The sequence below is a fragment of the Paenibacillus sp. GQ49 genome (assembly GCF_059759055.1).
Genome location: NZ_JCAXEL010000003.1, coordinates 79,733 through 95,417, shown reverse-complemented (window position 1 = coordinate 95,417; position 15,685 = coordinate 79,733). Strand labels below are relative to the sequence as shown.

14 protein-coding genes are annotated in these 15,685 nt (G+C 49.5%); 2 read left to right on the top strand and 12 right to left on the bottom strand.

Annotated elements, in window-relative coordinates; all coding sequences use genetic code 11:
- Positions 1 to 23: 23 nt before the first annotated feature.
- The 4 genes from AC6CIF_RS07610 to AC6CIF_RS07595 all read right to left on the bottom strand — a co-directional run bounded on the left by AC6CIF_RS07610 (position 24) and on the right by AC6CIF_RS07595 (position 6,001).
- The gene (locus tag AC6CIF_RS07610) at positions 24 to 2,000 is read right to left on the bottom strand and encodes a glycosyltransferase (RefSeq protein ID WP_498198841.1); all 1,977 of its coding nucleotides are present in this window, start codon (positions 1,998 to 2,000) and stop codon (positions 24 to 26) included.
- Complete coding sequence (locus AC6CIF_RS07605) at positions 1,957 to 4,239, bottom strand: glycosyltransferase (protein ID WP_498198839.1); 2,283 nt, start codon at positions 4,237 to 4,239, stop codon at positions 1,957 to 1,959. Before AC6CIF_RS07605 ends, AC6CIF_RS07610 begins: the two co-directional genes overlap by 44 nt.
- Positions 4,240 to 4,317: 78 nt before the next feature.
- Positions 4,318 to 5,457, bottom strand: a complete 1,140-nt coding sequence (locus AC6CIF_RS07600; RefSeq protein WP_498198838.1) for a DUF6385 domain-containing protein — start codon at positions 5,455 to 5,457, stop codon at positions 4,318 to 4,320.
- Between the two features lie 46 nt (positions 5,458 to 5,503).
- The gene (locus AC6CIF_RS07595; protein WP_133386207.1) at positions 5,504 to 6,001 is read right to left on the bottom strand and encodes a DUF6385 domain-containing protein; all 498 of its coding nucleotides are present in this window, start codon (positions 5,999 to 6,001) and stop codon (positions 5,504 to 5,506) included.
- Positions 6,002 to 6,199: 198 nt separating this feature from the next.
- Between AC6CIF_RS07595 and AC6CIF_RS07590 the strand changes: the two genes are divergently transcribed.
- Both AC6CIF_RS07590 and AC6CIF_RS07585 read left to right on the top strand, forming a co-directional pair.
- Entirely contained in the window at positions 6,200 to 6,733 is a 534-nt protein-coding gene (locus tag AC6CIF_RS07590; protein WP_133386208.1) for a hypothetical protein, read from the top strand.
- A gap of 30 nt (positions 6,734 to 6,763) precedes the next feature.
- On the top strand, positions 6,764 to 7,345 hold the full coding sequence (locus tag AC6CIF_RS07585) for a hypothetical protein (protein ID WP_133386209.1): 582 nt from the start codon (positions 6,764 to 6,766) through the stop codon (positions 7,343 to 7,345).
- 118 nt (positions 7,346 to 7,463) lie between these two features.
- On the opposite strand, the gene AC6CIF_RS07580 is transcribed toward AC6CIF_RS07585, so the two are convergent.
- The 8 genes from AC6CIF_RS07580 to trhO all read right to left on the bottom strand — a co-directional run bounded on the left by AC6CIF_RS07580 (position 7,464) and on the right by trhO (position 15,513).
- Complete coding sequence (locus tag AC6CIF_RS07580) at positions 7,464 to 8,705, bottom strand: MFS transporter (protein ID WP_498199195.1); 1,242 nt, start codon at positions 8,703 to 8,705, stop codon at positions 7,464 to 7,466.
- 174 nt (positions 8,706 to 8,879) lie between these two features.
- Positions 8,880 to 10,058 (bottom strand): winged helix-turn-helix domain-containing protein, encoded by a 1,179-nt coding sequence (locus tag AC6CIF_RS07575; RefSeq protein WP_498198835.1) that lies wholly within the window; start codon positions 10,056 to 10,058, stop codon positions 8,880 to 8,882.
- Positions 10,059 to 10,250: 192 nt separating this feature from the next.
- Positions 10,251 to 11,045 (bottom strand): ABC transporter ATP-binding protein, encoded by a 795-nt coding sequence (locus AC6CIF_RS07570; RefSeq protein ID WP_036606660.1) that lies wholly within the window; start codon positions 11,043 to 11,045, stop codon positions 10,251 to 10,253.
- 2 nt (positions 11,046 to 11,047) lie between these two features.
- Positions 11,048 to 11,908, bottom strand: coding sequence for an ABC transporter permease (locus AC6CIF_RS07565; protein WP_051154091.1), 861 nt, complete (start codon positions 11,906 to 11,908; stop codon positions 11,048 to 11,050).
- A 194-nt stretch (positions 11,909 to 12,102) separates the two neighbouring features.
- Positions 12,103 to 13,152 (bottom strand): ABC transporter substrate-binding protein, encoded by a 1,050-nt coding sequence (locus tag AC6CIF_RS07560; RefSeq protein WP_498198833.1) that lies wholly within the window; start codon positions 13,150 to 13,152, stop codon positions 12,103 to 12,105.
- A gap of 322 nt (positions 13,153 to 13,474) precedes the next feature.
- Positions 13,475 to 13,807: an Rpn/YhgA-type helix-turn-helix domain-containing protein gene (locus AC6CIF_RS07555; RefSeq protein WP_498198831.1), complete on the bottom strand. Its 333-nt coding sequence runs from the start codon at positions 13,805 to 13,807 to the stop codon at positions 13,475 to 13,477.
- A 158-nt stretch (positions 13,808 to 13,965) separates the two neighbouring features.
- Positions 13,966 to 14,613, bottom strand: coding sequence for a helix-turn-helix transcriptional regulator (locus AC6CIF_RS07550; RefSeq protein ID WP_498198829.1), 648 nt, complete (start codon positions 14,611 to 14,613; stop codon positions 13,966 to 13,968).
- Between the two features lie 12 nt (positions 14,614 to 14,625).
- Positions 14,626 to 15,513, bottom strand: a complete 888-nt coding sequence (gene trhO / locus AC6CIF_RS07545; protein ID WP_074092685.1) for an oxygen-dependent tRNA uridine(34) hydroxylase TrhO — start codon at positions 15,511 to 15,513, stop codon at positions 14,626 to 14,628.
- Between the last annotated feature and the right edge of the window lie 172 nt (positions 15,514 to 15,685).

The window sequence follows — 15,685 nt, the reverse complement described above, 5'->3', positions numbered from 1 at the left end:
TCCCGGACCTGCCTGATACCCTCTCAGCTCTCAAACCCGTCCGCTCCCGGTAACTCCAGCCGAATATGCTGAACGACAGGCCAACAACGGTGCCTCTGTCCATCTGCATGCTGAGCGAACACCTCCAGATGATGATCCGCAGCACTGACCAATCCTTTCACCAGCCAGCTTGTTCCCGTCAGGGTATCCGAAGCCCCAGGGAACGACTCCATGTCACCGGCCTTCCCGTTTTCCTTTTTCCCTTCCATCTCTTTCTCTTTCTCTTCCTCTTCCACCCGAACGCTTTCCCCAACAGATAAATCATCTCCAGCCAATTGCTGTCGACACATCTGAATCAGGCTATGCAGCTCTTTCCATCTCCCTGACTGTACACACCCTTCCATCAACAGTCCGAGCGCCTGCCAGCCATCATACTCTGCTCCCGCAACCGTTACGTCCATGCTGGAGTCCATATCCTTCTTCTTTGTCGCTCTCAGACCAACCGTTCTCCCTGTCTGCACAGCAGATTCCTCATTCGTTCCTTCACCCACCTGCGAACTAAGCTTCAACCACAAGGTTAATGGATCATCTCCGTTGACTTCCTTGCCTTCTATCCACTCCAAACGTTCGAGCCATTGAGCAGACGAGATCGCGAGCAGCCCTTTTTTCCGCTGCACAGGTTCCAGTTTCAGACGCGCCTTGTTCCATCTTCCCTGTTGGATTTGGAGCATCGCCTCCGCCACAGATAAACGCTCCCTCATCTCTGCGGAAGGTTGTGAGGATATAACCGATAACAATTGCAAAGCCGCATCATAACAACGAGATTGCTCCAGAATGCCCAATACTTTGTGTGTAGCCTCTTCCGAACTGAGCGCAAAGCGCTCCCTCACCAGCTCTGGAATCTGATGTTCCTGCCCGGAGACTCGCATAATTCGGAATATCCGATAGAGCGGCGGTAACAGACTCGATTTGGCACGTACCGCTTCCACGTAAGCATCCACCGCACCCTCCAGATCTGCCCTTCCTTCGAGCAATCGCCCTAACGTATACCACGTCTGATAAGTGCCGATGCCTTCTTCCGTATGGTATATGGGCGGAGGTGGCCCCATGCGAACAGCTTCACGGAGCGAATATTCTGCCTGATCTGCATCGCCCAATGCGTCTGCACACACCCCGCGATGGTGCATCAGATCCGTGTACTCTGGAAAGAGTTCAAGCGCAGCATCGATGCGATCTAATGCCTCCTGCCAGCGATTCAGGTGCTGGAGACAACGAATTTCATATTTGAACAGCAGATGCGCGTAACTGGTGACCGCAGGATCAATTCCCGTCCGAGCCACACCAAACGTCTCCAATGCCTGCTCCGCTTCCCCCACACGCAGATACTCGACACCCAGATTATAATGATGGAACGGTTGATCCGGTTCTTCCTCCACTGCCTGTTGCAGCAGGCGAACATTACGGTTCACCTTATCTTTGCGCTCCACAATCGCCGTCTGATACCCATAATGATGGATGACCATGTCCGTCACATGAAAAGCAGCCTCTGAATTCCTACGGCAAATCGCCGCCGCAATCTGCTCATGAATTCGACCTTCGAACCGATGCTCCGGGGCATTACGGAAGAGACGCAAAACCGGATTCACGGTAACCCCCTGCTGACCCGTACCTGTATAGTTATGAATGTTTAAAAACAATCCGTCACATCCGCTGACCGTCGTCCAGCTCATGATCTGCTCCCGCGCAGCCCTATCGAGCGCCTCGTCCGCATCAAGAAAGAGAATCCAGTCGCCGGAAGCGCGCTCCAGGCCAGCATTCCGTGCTGCGGCAAAATCTTCGCACCACTCAAACCCCACAACCACCGCTCCATATTGCTGCGCAATCTCCGCGCTTCGGTCCGACGAACCGGTGTCCACCACAATAATTTCGTCCACCGCTCCCTGGACACTGGCAAGACAATGAGGCAGCAACTCTTCCTCATCCTTCACGATCATGCATAGGGAAATTCGTTCCGCTCGCAAGCTGATTCCTCCTTTCCTTTGCATGGAAAAGCGTACGCCATGGGATGCCTTCGGTCGTTCGCAGCCTTTTTTCCAGTGCAGCATGCTGTGCCGCGAGTGACCCTACCGACGGAGAACGAACCAATTCCTGCCGAATCTCCTCCATTGCCAATTGCATGTAACATACAGCAGCTCCAGCTCGGGCCTGCCGCATATCAGGCTTCTGCTCCAGAGCCTGCTCGAACAGAGACAGCGCATGATCATTGTGGCCTTTGGCATACAGCGTTTCACCTAGCCAGAATAAACCTTCAGCATCCAGTTCACTCTCGGTCATGCACTGAATGAGGATGTTCGCGGCTACCATGGTATACCCCTGACGATACAGCAGACTTGCAAACTCCCGTCGTAAAGTTATAGCCGTTCCCCAATGGTCACGCATCATCATGGCCCGCAACTCATGCAGTTGCTCAGCAAGTGTAAGCTGTCCTGTCTTTACGGCTTGCTGCACAACCTTTTCTGCTACCATCTCTGCCTGCGGACCCCATTGCATAAGCTTTTGTTCTTGTGAAGCAGGTTTTATGCTTCGCGGCTCTTTGGTTAACTGATTCAGCAGTCGATCCATGACCTTCCATACGTTTTTTTCTTGTGGAAGCGTAGTTGCGAGGAACGCCTCGGATAATCGTAATCCGTTGGTCCAACAAGCCAGTGCCCAATCCATTCTGTGCTCAGCCGGCAGATTGACTTCATTTACACACCCTACGCTCCAGTGTTCTTCTGCCAGTTGTAGTGCTTCGGAAACCCTATTCGCACATAACATCCAATGTATTCGATCCGCTACATGGATACGAGCGGTACGCACATCAGTATCCAGCATTTTCAATGCCTGATCATATGCCCCACAGCCTGCTAGAACATAAATCACCTTCACCAGATGGTCCTCATTTGTCACTGCATATGAATGGAGCATTTCACCACGAATCGAATTACCGTGACCCGATTCCTCGAATCCCCGGCGTCTGGCGAGCAATGTTTCTGCTATGTTCTCATCGGTTTCACCGGATTGTTGCAGCACATCTGCCAACCCTGCCCATGCCGGAGCATATGTGAACATGCTGTCCAGAGCCAGCCCGTACAGATGTGCAGACTCATTCAGGAATCCCCGTTTCTGTGCAAGTCTTGCCATGGCGGTATAAGCTCTGTAACTGTCAGAACCTGCTTCCGTTACATATGACGCGTCTAAAGCGCTACCGCCATCACTGTGTCCAACACGGTCTATTCCCTCCCGGCAGTTCGTTGCTCGGGCATACGATTGATATGCACGCTCCTCCAAACCTTGCTGCTCCAACGTCTCCCCATACAACAGATGCAGATCAGCATAGGATGGATAACGCTGTCTTTCCACAGCCAGAATTGCATGCGCCTCGTCGTAATGTTCCGATCCTACAAGGGTCTTTGCATAATCTCTAACCAGTGTAGAACGATATGGCGCGAGCGACTCTGCCAGGCGCAATGATTCACGGAACGCTTCAATTGCCTTTTCGACCTGACCAAGCTGGCAATACGTTACTCCCAGATTGTACAGGTGAAAAGGCTGTGTAGGCTTATCTGCGAGTTCCCGCTCAATCAGTTTCAAATTACGTCTTGGCTTATGCTCTTGCGCAATCGTTGAGGCCAGATATCCATCATGAACCAGACATAGTGGAGCAAGCGGTTCAGTCTCGATCAATTGGCTTTGTTCATCTGTATAGGTCTCGCTCTTATTCATATCAGCAGCCTCATCCAGGACAAGCTTGCTTGGCATACAACGAACCAACTGCTCATGGACGCGTCCCGCATATCGATATCCCTGATGAGCACGGAACAGCCTCACTGGCTGAGAGATAACGCTCTCTTCCACCCCTTCACCGTATCGATTTTCTATGGTAATACGTAATCTCGAAATGCTTTTATGGACTTTAGGTAAATAATTCAGCAGTTCTTCCAATCCCTGCGTAACGTACTCATCCGCATCCAAACACAGGACCCATTCCGTGCTCGCCAGAGGCAGACTGATATTTCGTGCATGGGCAAAATCATCTTCCCAACAGGCGTGCAACACCGTTGCTCCATACGTTCTGGCGATCTCGGGTGTACGGTCAGATGAGCCAGTATCAGTGATAAAACATTCCGTGCTGATATGCTTCAAGCTGTCGAGACAGCGGGGCAGATGATGTTCTTCATTTTGCACAATCATATGAATTCCAAGTAAACGGTTCTTCAAATGCAACCACCTCCAATACAAAAAAGTACATGAAGTCCACCAAAGGAACTCCATGTACCTATATGACAAATAAATGGGTTATGTGCCTTGTCCATTGAAGAACACATCAATCGTGCTTGGTGCGCCGATTAGGCTGGAGCGGTAGGAAAGACGCGTATATTTGAGAAAACGCTGCGGTACCAATACATCGACTGACCCGGACAAAATGCCCGTTACCGTCGTCACATCCATGTACCAGTTCGTTCCGTTGGCGCTGATCTCAACAAGAGCATCTACCCGGTTCACACCCGGCCCCCGGTTATATACAAAGAAAGAATACGTGCCAAATACACTGGTCGTAACCGCCGGGAGCGCTGTGAAGGTGTTTGCGGTCGGGGTGCTTATGAGTTGGGACTCCTGAAAACTCTTCTGTGAAATGGACGTCACACTGCTAAGTGTTCCCGCGGTTATTGTAGCACCCAGCACGCTGGTAATTGTACCATTTAGCAGGTTCGTCAACGTTCCTGCAGTTACCGTTGCGCCAAGTACGCTTGTAATGGTTCCGTTCAATAAATTTGTAAGTGTTCCTGCGGTAATCGTTGCTCCCAATACACTCGTGATCGTACCATTCAGCAAGTTCGTCAACGTACCCGCTGTTACCGTTGCACCGAGTACGCTGGTAATGGTTCCGTTCAACAGGTTCGTCAGTGTTCCTGCGGTTATTGTCGCTCCGAGTATACCTGTGATGGTACCCGCTGTAATCGTGGCCCCGAGCACACTCGTGATCGTTCCGGCGGTAATCGTCGCTCCCAATACACTTGTGATCGTACCATTCAGCAAGTTCGTCAGCGTTCCTGCGGTCACCGTTGCTCCGAGCACACTCGTGATCGTTCCGGCGGTAATCGTTGCTCCCAATACACTTGTGATCGTACCATTCAGCAGGTTCGTCAGGGTTCCCGCTGTCACCGTGGCTCCGAGCACACTGGTGATCGTACCTGCCGTGATCGTCGCTCCAAGTACACTCGTGATCGTTCCGTTCAGAATGTTGGTAATGGTTCCGGCGTTAATTGTAACCGTGGTCAGACCTGAGATGTTACTGATGGTTCCGTCCAAAATAATACCAACCACGTTCCCGCTCGTATCCGTTCTGACAGGCTGGGCTGTGCCTGTACTATCCTGGCCAAAAATCAACGTTCTCAGATTATCCGGATTCGTATTAAACGTTGTAAAGTTAGGCATGTGCCTCGTCCTCCTCCCTGGTCAAATCTGTGAGATCATAACTCCCTTACGGCATACGCTGTGCCTGAAAGTAAACATCGAGCCGGGTCGGCTGATCCGGTTCAACGGATCGAATTGCAAGCCGGGTATAGTGCAAAAATCGCAATGGTACCAGCGCTTTGGTCTGGCCTCCCGCGACCACCTCCTGGCTGTCCACAGCATAATCCACGGCATTTGGGCTGATCTGGATCTGTACAAGAGCCGGATGTTTTCCCCGATTCACAACGCCATAGGTATACATACTGAGTGATGAGGTGTCTTGTGCCGGGAGTGAATCCATGCTGCTACTGGTTTCGGCTCCGACATACGTATGCTCTGTAAAACAATGAATAGCACCAGGGAGTTTCGTACGTGAGGAAGCACCCTGCTTGAATCGGGGACGAGTAATCCGGGAACAAGGGGGTTTCAGCAATTTAGCGCGGCAGGAATGACGGGAGCGGCGGCGACTGACATATTTAGTTGGTTGCTTCGTTCTCTTCTTGCTTCGCTTCGCTGTTCGACTCATCTCGATTTCCCCTTAAAAAATGTGCTTACGCATCGTATGCCCGGTTTGTATATGCGGGCACGGCATCTGCCGTTATTTCCAGATATACGGCTCAGTCCCCAATCCATTTTGCTTCTTTTCACATACACTGCAAGTACAATGAAATGCGAATCAATCGGAATGTTGCTCAAATGAACTGGTCTATGGGAGGTGGATGAGATGACCAACTATAATGTATTCAACCAATCTAATCGTCCCCTGTTTACTCAACTGACCAATACCTTCTCAGCCCCGGGCATTGAAGCGTCACCAGACAGCGGTGCAGCTGCTGCAGGCAGTTTTTTTGCCCTGACGACCAACAATTCCTCGATTCCTTCCAACCAGAACCTTCTTCTACAGATCCTGAATGCGGCCGGCAGCGGCCGAACAATACGCATATCCAGCCTCACAGGAGGCACAACAGCGGCAGCTACTCTTGTTATCTATTCTGGAGGAACCGTGACTGTTGGTAGCACACCAGTGCCCGTCAATACGTTACTTGGAAATACCAACGCCAGTGTCGTTACCACAAGACAAAATACAGGGACCCTGGGGGGAACCTTCACGAGCATTGCAAGTATTCCGCTCACCGCAGGAATGTATTCACTGGATCTGAATGGCTCCATTATTGTGCCACCGGGACAAACATTATCCATTAGCGTAGGCACGGGGAATCAGACGGCAGCCATTAATCTGTTCTGGTGGGAATTCTGAGTTTGATCCTGATAAAAGGAGGTGCACACATTGCCAAACAATAATGTATTCAACCCGTTAAGCCAGCCCGTCTATACGTCCAACACAAACACGTATATTTCTCCCGGCATTGTTGCACCTCCGGAGAATAATGCTGGCAGTACAGGCAATCTGTACAATGCGGGTTCCACCAACTCCACAACACTGGGCTTGCTGGGAGGAACGGTTATCGCCACCGTACAATTGGCCAATCCAGCAGGGAGTGGGAAAACCCTATACGTATCACGGCTCTCCGGTGGAATCACGGTTGCACTGAATCTGTTGTCATCCTTCAGCGGTTCCATGAGTCTGAGCGCTAATGGAACACTGACATCGCCCACCACACTCACGCCGGTAAACAGCAATCTTTCCAGCAGCAATACCAGCGTAGCCATCGTACGATTCTCTGCTGCTGCGCCTTCAGGAGCGACCCCATTGATGGCTATGCCCCTTCAAGCAGGGCCGTTTCTATCCAATGAATTTGGCCGTTATGTGGTTCCTCCAGGTCAAGCCATTAACCTCTCTGTCAGCGGATCACTTTCGGTTGGTGGACTGATGGCTTCTACTGCTTATTTTGCTTGGTGGGAAGTGTAATTCGCTTAATCGTGCTTAACAATGCAATGTGCAAACAGCCGCCTTCGGATGATACCGAAAGCGGCTGTTCGTTATATTGTAGATGTAATGATGATTAAAAATGTCCGGGCAAAGGCTGTCAGGCCGATTCCTGTGTAATTTTCTCTTTTGCTTCAGACACGAGAGGCTGCTTCCCTTCCCACAAAATGCGTTGCAGCAGTATGCCGGCAAGACCAATCACCAGCGTAGCGAGACCGATATATTGAAAGGTAGGGCTCGGCCCTGCAACTCGGATGAGCGCTCCACCTGCAAGTGGAGCTACGACCAGTACAACACTGGATAGTGAATTTTGAATGCCAAAAACGCGCCCTACATAGGCAGGAGGGGTCTCTTTTTGCAACAAATAATTCAGAGTTACCATAAAGAGCCCATTACCCAGCCCAATGCAGAGGCCCCAGATAATGACCCAAATTTCAGGTGTTTGTGTGCCAATCCACCCCAACGCAGCGATTCCGGCACCTACGAACAGATATCCACCACCCAGTCCCCACCCATACCCAATTCTCGGCAAGCGATTTAATAACAAAATGATGACTACTGCCCCTGCTCCTGCCGACGACCCCAACCAGCCGAGCAGTGATTCGTTACCTGGCTTGATCTCTCGAAACAGGGTCGTAAACTGATAATCAATCATAAGAATGGCCATCAGTCCAAAACAGCCGAACAAAATCGTACTCAGCACGGTGCGACTGCTCCGTATAAAATGCCAGCCTTGCTTCCATTGGGAGAACAAGGATTCCGATCCATCCTTTTCACTAGCAGCACTTCCGTCTGAGGCTACGGACTCCGACTTTTCCACCAAACGCCGCAAGGGCCACAATACCACACCCGACAACAGGCGGGTACAGGCATTAATGACAATACAGATTTGTGGTGAGAAAAAGGCCAAAATGACTGCACCCAGAAGTGGTCCCGCCACTTTCGAACACTGGCTCACAAAACCGTTTAGGGACGATGCCTGAAACAGATGCTCCTCTGCCACCACCTGACGGGTTAACGCCTGCTGAGCTGGAACGTGAAAAACTCCCATCATGGCCCGCAGAGCAAGAAGCGGAAGCAACCATGCCGGGCTTGGTGCGAATAAAATAGCAACGGTTAATCCCACGGTGATCACATCACACAGCATCATGATTTTCACTTTGTGCAGTCGATCAGCAAGGGCACCAGCAAAGGAGCCCAGCAGTATACCCGGGACAGCCATACATACAGGAATAAGCGCAATGATCAGCGGATCAGCACCCCAGCGGTAGGCCACCATCACCTGGATGGCGAGTGCATCGAACCAATCTCCAAACGTAGCCAGCGAGTATGCGATAAACATGCGGACAAACCGGAGGTTAGTCCTTAAGCTTTTGGAAGATTGCGCAGATGAGGCGGGTGATTCGGTGGGTTCATTGGATGTGGGTTCATTTGAAATGACGGTCATACATGTACTTCCTCCCTTGATTACAGCCGCTTGTGGTCTGTATGTTCCTTGGCTGTAATCATAAAGGAGTTATATCAGAGGAAGATCAGAGGATGGGGAGGTAGGAGATAAAAAGTTACGTACTTCATCTGCAATTTGTTGTCCATATAAGGGAACACCGTAACTTTTGCCGATCTCAGCGTACACTTGACGATACTTACTCCGAAGTCTGCCTTCGATTCGATGATGACCCAGGAATAGGAGAATCTGAAATGCAGCATTCAGATATAGCGGTGCGTTCAGCGACATCTTCAATACGTCCAGGCCATCATCCATTCTAAGTTCCGCTTCACGAACTCGTCCTTGCCGAAGCAACCATAACCCCTCCATCACCTGAAAACGTCCGATCTCCCGCAGATATGGGGCATCCTTCAATCCTGACCGCAGGACTGCCATCTGAGCCTCAACAGCTTCACCGCTGCCACCCCACAGTTCCACATACAACGCGGCAAGTGCTACAGGAAGTCTGAAATTCTTCAGCTCGTCAGTCTCTATTACACGATACGTTTCTTCAAGCTGCGTTTTGGCACGTTGATACTGGCCCACCTCTACATAGACTTCAACGATGTTCAGAATGCGGAGTTCCCGAAGCTGATCGGCAGATAATGCAGATGAACTCAATGCCTGCTCATACAAGGGTAAGCTTTCTGATGGTTCAATTAGCGAATGGACAAAAATTAATAACCAGTATATTCGTTCTTCAAAAGCAATTTCTTTCGTTGTAATCAGCCATTCCAGATCTCCCTGTATAAAACGGATATACAACTGATAATACGGGACAATCTGAATGCCAAGCGCTTCTTGCTGTTGAACCAGGGTCTGTATGGCATTTCCCTGCCCAAACAAGTGATATTTACGAAGTAATCCGTGAATGACTTCCTGCATTTCTGGGTCCTGAGCAGAGGGGCTAGCGGGTAGAGCGGACTTGTTCTCCTGCACAGCAAGCCGGTATCCATAGCCCCGTACCGTGTCCAGACTGATCTCATCCCAGCGTTTCAATTTCTTGCGCAGGCGATAGATATGATCGTCCACGGTGCGTTCAACCGGATATTCCAGCGGCCATACCCGATCCAGCAGTTGACTGCGGGTGAAGGCTTTTTCCTTGTTTTCATACAGAAAATGCAACAGTGCAAATTCCTTGGCGAGCAGGCGAATGGACTCTGTACGCCGCGTGACCGTATATGTCCCTTCATCTAAATGCAAAGACATGCCTGGTTCCTCCTACTATGTATAATTCGCTATTCCGATATAATATAGATTCATTCCATTTTCTTCAACGTGTTCAACATACCACAAAAAAAACCTTTGCGAGAACGCAAAAGGTTTTTATCGTCTATCTTATAAATAGCTTAGATTGCAGACGCTACGTATATCTGTTCTTCCAACAAGTATTACCTTGCCTTAACCCAGCACGACACGATCATCTGCCATTTTTTTGCCACTAATACGTTCGAATTCACCAAGCAACTCAGGCACAGTCAACGTACGCTTGCGCTCTTCGCTGACATCCAGAATAATTCGGCCTTTGTCCATCATGATTAGACGGTTACCCAGACGAATGGCCTGCTCCATATTGTGCGTCACCATCAATGTAGTAAGTCTCATCTCACGCACAAGTGTCTCCGTTAGTTCCGTGATCAGTTCGGCACGTGATGGGTCAAGGGCCGCCGTATGCTCATCCAATAGCAAAATTTGCGGCTGGGTAAACGTAGCCATTAACAGACTAAGTGCTTGCCGCTCCCCGCCAGACAAGAGACCCACTTTTGCATTCGGCCGCTTTTCCAGTCCAATTCCCAGCTTCTCCAGTTGCGTGTTGAAAATCTCCCGTCTGGCACGGGTCACGCCGAAGCCCAGTCCGCGTCCTTTGCCACGTTTGTATGCCATCGCCATATTCTCTTCAATGGACATATGTGGTGCTGTTCCTGCCATCGGGTCCTGAAACACCCGGCCAATCCAGCTGCTGCGTTTATGCTCCGGCAGGTTTTTAATGGAACGGTCATTGATCAGCACATCGCCCATATCCGGCTTCATCACACCCGAAATGATGTTCATCAGCGTGGATTTACCCGCTCCGTTACTGCCAATCACCGTCACAAAGTCTCCCGGATTCATCGTCAGATTCACACCGACCAGCGCGGTCTTCTCATCCGTTGTGCCTGGGTTGAACAGCTTGGTTACTTGTGTAATCTCCAGCATGATCACATACCTCCCTTCGCCTGATGACCGCCGGATCGCATCAACTCTTCCGTTCGTTTGCGAGCCAGACTTCGCTGCTTCATGGAGCGCTGCATCGTTGGGAATACAAGAGCAATAATGACGATCACCGCGGTGATCAACTTCAGATCAGATGTATCGAACCATTCGACTTGAAGGGCAAGCGCGACCACAATCCGGTAAATGATTGAACCAACGATCGCTGCAAGTGTAGCCCAGAATACCGTTCTTGCTCCAAGAATGGCCTCACCGATAATGACGGAAGCCAGTCCGATAACGATCATACCGATGCCCATCGTAATGTCTGCAAAACCTGATTGCTGTGCAATGAATGCACCAGACAGGGCAACCAATCCATTGGATAAGCTGACACCTACAATGGTAGTCACATCCGTATTTGCACCAAAGCTGCGAATCATACGTTTGTTATCACCTGTCGCGCGGAGTGCCAGTCCAACATCTGTTTTCATGAACAGATCGAGCATAATTTTAAACACCAGCACCACGATGATAATTAACACCATGACATGCTCACCTGAGAATGGATTATCCATACCCATAATGGATTTATTCGGTGCGCCAAGAATACGCATATTAATGGAGTAGAGCGCAATCATCATCAAAATCCCGGATAATAATCCGTTGATTTTGCCTTTGGTATGAAGCAGACCTGTACAAGCCCCAGCCACCATGCCGCCAGCCATTGCCGCCAAACAGGCAAGCCAAGGAGAGAAGTCATTGGAGATCATAACCGCCGCGATTGCGCCTCCTGTTGTAAAACTTCCGTCTACGGTAAGGTCAGGAAAATCGAGTATGCGGAACGTAATATATACACCAAGTGCCATCAGTGCATATAAAAGCCCCAGCTCGATCGCCCCTTCAATTGAATTCCAGCTTATACTCACACTACTTCCTCCCTGTCTATCGAAAAGAATGAGGCGAACCCGTTGCATGTTCGCCTCGCATCCATACTGCCGAATTTGCATTCCGGTCAGATTATTGAATCAATCTCATAACTCATTAAATTTATGAATTGATTCTATTGAATAATGTTGTTTTCCTGGTCTTTTACTTCCGCTTTCATCTCATCCGTAACCGTGATACCTTGGGCTTCAGCCGCTTTCAGGTTCAGGATCAGATCCAGTTTGTCCGGAACGGTGACTTTCATATCACCAGGTTTTGTACCATTTTTCAGAATGTCTGCAGCCATCTCACCCACCTGATATCCATGGTCATAATATTTGAAGCCAACCGTTGCAAAAGCTCCTTTTTCAACGGTATCCCGATCACTGGAGAAGAACGGAATTTTATTAGTGTTTGCCGTTTGAATGATCGTATCAACCGCACTCACGACAGAATTATCCAGGGTAATGTAGAAGGCATCTACTTTGCCAACGAGGGAATCCGTAGCCTGTTTTACTTCTGATGTATTCGTAACTGGTGCTTTCACCAGCTTGATATTATGTGTTGCCAGCGCTTTTTCTGCGTTATCTGCCATAACCACCGCATTTGGTTCACCTTCGTTAATGACCAAACCTACCGTTTTCACATCCGGCAGATTTTTAGCGATAAAGTCAGCCAATTGTACGATAGCCTCCGGATTCGTGTCAGATGCACCTGTAACATTGCCGCCCGGCTTATCCATATCGGTCACCAGTTTGGCACCCAGTGGGTCTGTCACTGCTGCAAACAACAATGGCTTGTCCTTCACTTGTTGAGCCAGAGCCAGCGCAGATGGTGTTGCGATGCCGAGTACGAGATCATTTTTGGAATCACCCGAGATCTTCTGTGCAATGGACAAGTTGTTCGTCGAATCACCTTGCGCGTTATTGTAATCGATTTTGAGGTTCTTGTTCTCTTCAATGCCTGCTTCCTTCAGGGCTGCGATGAATCCTTCACGTGTAGCATCCAGAGATGGATGTTCAACAATCTGCGAGATGGCAATCTGATATGATTTTTCCTCGCTGCCTCCACCTGTTGTAGTCCCCGATCCTTCGGATTCCGAGCCTGTACCGCTGTTATTTCCGCAACCTGCAGCAACGATCATTGAAGCAACCATCATCAGTGACATCCAAAATTTCTTTTTCATGTGTGAGAACCCCTCTCCATCTTATAAAATGTGGTTACCCTTATCGAGAGTCCATTGGCACGATAGGGCGGGACAAAACAAACGCTTCAACGCATTGTTGCTTTGATCGACAAAAGCAGACAAATATAGACTTTTCTCATGCGACTGAAGTCCATGACCCGTGTTGGTGTTTTATTGTTCCCCTAATATTAAGGGGCGTCCCGATATCCGTCAATGGTTGAACCGCTTCCAATTTACTTTCATCGTATGGTTGTGATAGAAAACATTACATAACGGCAAAAAGGCAACCCGCAAGCTATGCGAGTTGCCTAGTATATATAGCTTATTTTTCTTGCTGGATTGCTTTCACTTCAGCAGAGGTTAGTCCCGTCGCTTTGACAACAATCTCTCGATCAAGACCTAAATTGAGCATATTCATTGCGATTTTCCGCATGCTCTCAGCTTCACCCTCTTTGATCCATTCTTCGATTCCTTTTTCAATTCCTTCCTCCATGCCTTTCTTGAGACCCTCTTCTCGTGCGCCTTCCATCATGGATTCTTGATCCCGTAAAAACTTTTGACGTGCTTCATATTGTTGTCGGAACTCTTCATCCTCGCTCAGTTCCTTCAATAGATTCATGGCCTTTTTCAAAGCCGGTTCGGGTTCGTGCATCATTAACGCCTCCCATCTAATATTGAGTTATGTATAAAACATCTGGATGTTATTTTAAATTATATCACGCATCTCACCACATATATAACGTGTTTACGTCATTTTTATTCAAAAAAAGAGACTATTTCGACGAATCGAAACAATCTCTTTGTATAAACCAGTTAATTCCCCGACGCTTCGCGAATCTCATACTTGCACCTTTTGCCGCCATCGGCGTAACATTCGGTACGCTCCACCTCAGCTTGAAGTAGCGAGCGAAACAGTTCCAGTTCACAGCGGCAAGCCTGCTTGTAGACACTTGCGACTTGTACAATCGGACAGTTCATTTCCGTAATGACGTAGGTTCCATCGGCTTCTCTGGACGCATCGGCCATATATCCGTTGGCATTCTGGATTCGCGCGAGTTCCTCCACCCGTCCAGCCAGATCCTGGCCCTCCATCTGTGGCAATCCGCTACGAAGCAGTTTGTCCCGGCGACTCTCGAACAATGCATCCACCACACCGCTACCGGCAGAGTCAGACAATTCTTCAAGAAGTTCCAGCGTAAGGGACGAATATGATTTTGGGAAAAAGCTGTCCCCGCGTACCGTCAGCTGGTACACCGAGGACGGACGTCCGGCCGTAGCCCGGGCCTCCCGAACCTCGATCCATCCGTCCTGCTCCAGTGCCGTCAGATGACGGCGAATGGCCATGCCAGTCAGACCCAAATCAGCTGTCATTTCCCTTGCGGTCAATGTACCTTGCTGCTTCAGCATGAACAAAATCCGTTCACGCGTCGTTCGTTCCTCTTCGCGCTTCACGATCAGCACCTGCTCTCCTGCTTATGCGTGTACCGGTGCTGCCTCCCGGCAGGCATCCGAGCAAAAGCGGTTATGCGTCTCTTCGCAATCCTCACAGCTTACGTGCTGCAGGTTGCAGGTTGGACAATTAATATATCGGTCATGTGTCGTTCCACAGTGATAACAGCTGGCAATGACAATATCCTCGTCTGTCCGGTTGATCGGTACAGAGATTCGCTCGTCAAACACGTAACACTTGCCATCAAACAGATGGCCTTGTACTTCAGGGTCTTTACCGTACGTGACAATACCGCCGTCCAATTGAGCCACGTCCTGGAATCCTTCATTGATCATAAACCCAGTCAGCTTTTCGCAGCGAATGCCGCCAGTGCAGTAGGTAATAATCGTTTTGTCCTTCATGTCACCCAGGTTCTCCCGAATCCACTCCGGAAACTCACGGAACGACTCAACATCTGGACGGATGGCCCCGCGGAAGTGACCGATTTCGTATTCGTAATCATTGCGACCATCGATAACGATGACGTCATCACGTTGCAGATGCTCATGGAACTCTTTTGGTGAAAGGCGTTTGCCGCTAGTCACATTCGGGTCAAGTTCATCTTCCACACGGAAGGTTACCAGCTCTGCTTTGTGACGAACAAAGATTTTTTTGAACGCATGCTCCTCGACATCATCAATCTTGAACACCATGTCGCTGAATAGCGGATTAGCCAGCATATCTTTCATGTACTGTTCCGTCTGTTCAGGCGTACCGGATACGGTACCGTTGATGCCTTCGGATGCGATCAGAATACGACCTTTCACACCGAGGTCCTTGCAGTATTGCAGATGCTCTTGTGTAAACGTCTCGGGGTCTTCAATCTTCACGAACTTATAATATAAAAGCACGCGGTACGCGCTGTTACACATGTATATCACCTGTTCCTATTCCATGTTGTTATTAGCCGGATCATCCGGCAAGACGACTACGTTGCACCCTTACTGTTAAAAAGAAAATAAACAGCTGCCCGAAACATCGTCTCGAACTGCTGCCTGACATTCGACTTTTATTCCTGCATTCTAGTTTATCGGAAGCGGAATA

Bases quoted from the DNA above. Each gene is read 5' to 3' on its own strand.
- AC6CIF_RS07590 (WP_133386208.1), top strand. From the start codon at position 6,200: ATGACCAACTATAATGTATTCAACCAATCTAATCGTCCCCTGTTTACT.
- AC6CIF_RS07555 (WP_498198831.1), bottom strand. From the start codon at position 13,807: ATGATGCACGAACCCGAACCGGCTTTGAAAAAGGCCATGAATCTATTG.
- AC6CIF_RS07595 (WP_133386207.1), bottom strand. From the start codon at position 6,001: ATGAGTCGAACAGCGAAGCGAAGCAAGAAGAGAACGAAGCAACCAACT.
- AC6CIF_RS07575 (WP_498198835.1), bottom strand. From the start codon at position 10,058: ATGTCTTTGCATTTAGATGAAGGGACATATACGGTCACGCGGCGTACA.
- AC6CIF_RS07560 (WP_498198833.1), bottom strand. From the start codon at position 13,152: ATGAAAAAGAAATTTTGGATGTCACTGATGATGGTTGCTTCAATGATC.
- AC6CIF_RS07600 (WP_498198838.1), bottom strand. From the start codon at position 5,457: ATGCCTAACTTTACAACGTTTAATACGAATCCGGATAATCTGAGAACG.
- trhO (WP_074092685.1), bottom strand. From the start codon at position 15,513: ATGTGTAACAGCGCGTACCGCGTGCTTTTATATTATAAGTTCGTGAAG.
- AC6CIF_RS07570 (WP_036606660.1), bottom strand. From the start codon at position 11,045: ATGCTGGAGATTACACAAGTAACCAAGCTGTTCAACCCAGGCACAACG.
- AC6CIF_RS07565 (WP_051154091.1), bottom strand. From the start codon at position 11,908: ATGGCACTTGGTGTATATATTACGTTCCGCATACTCGATTTTCCTGAC.
- AC6CIF_RS07580 (WP_498199195.1), bottom strand. From the start codon at position 8,705: ATGTTTATCGCATACTCGCTGGCTACGTTTGGAGATTGGTTCGATGCA.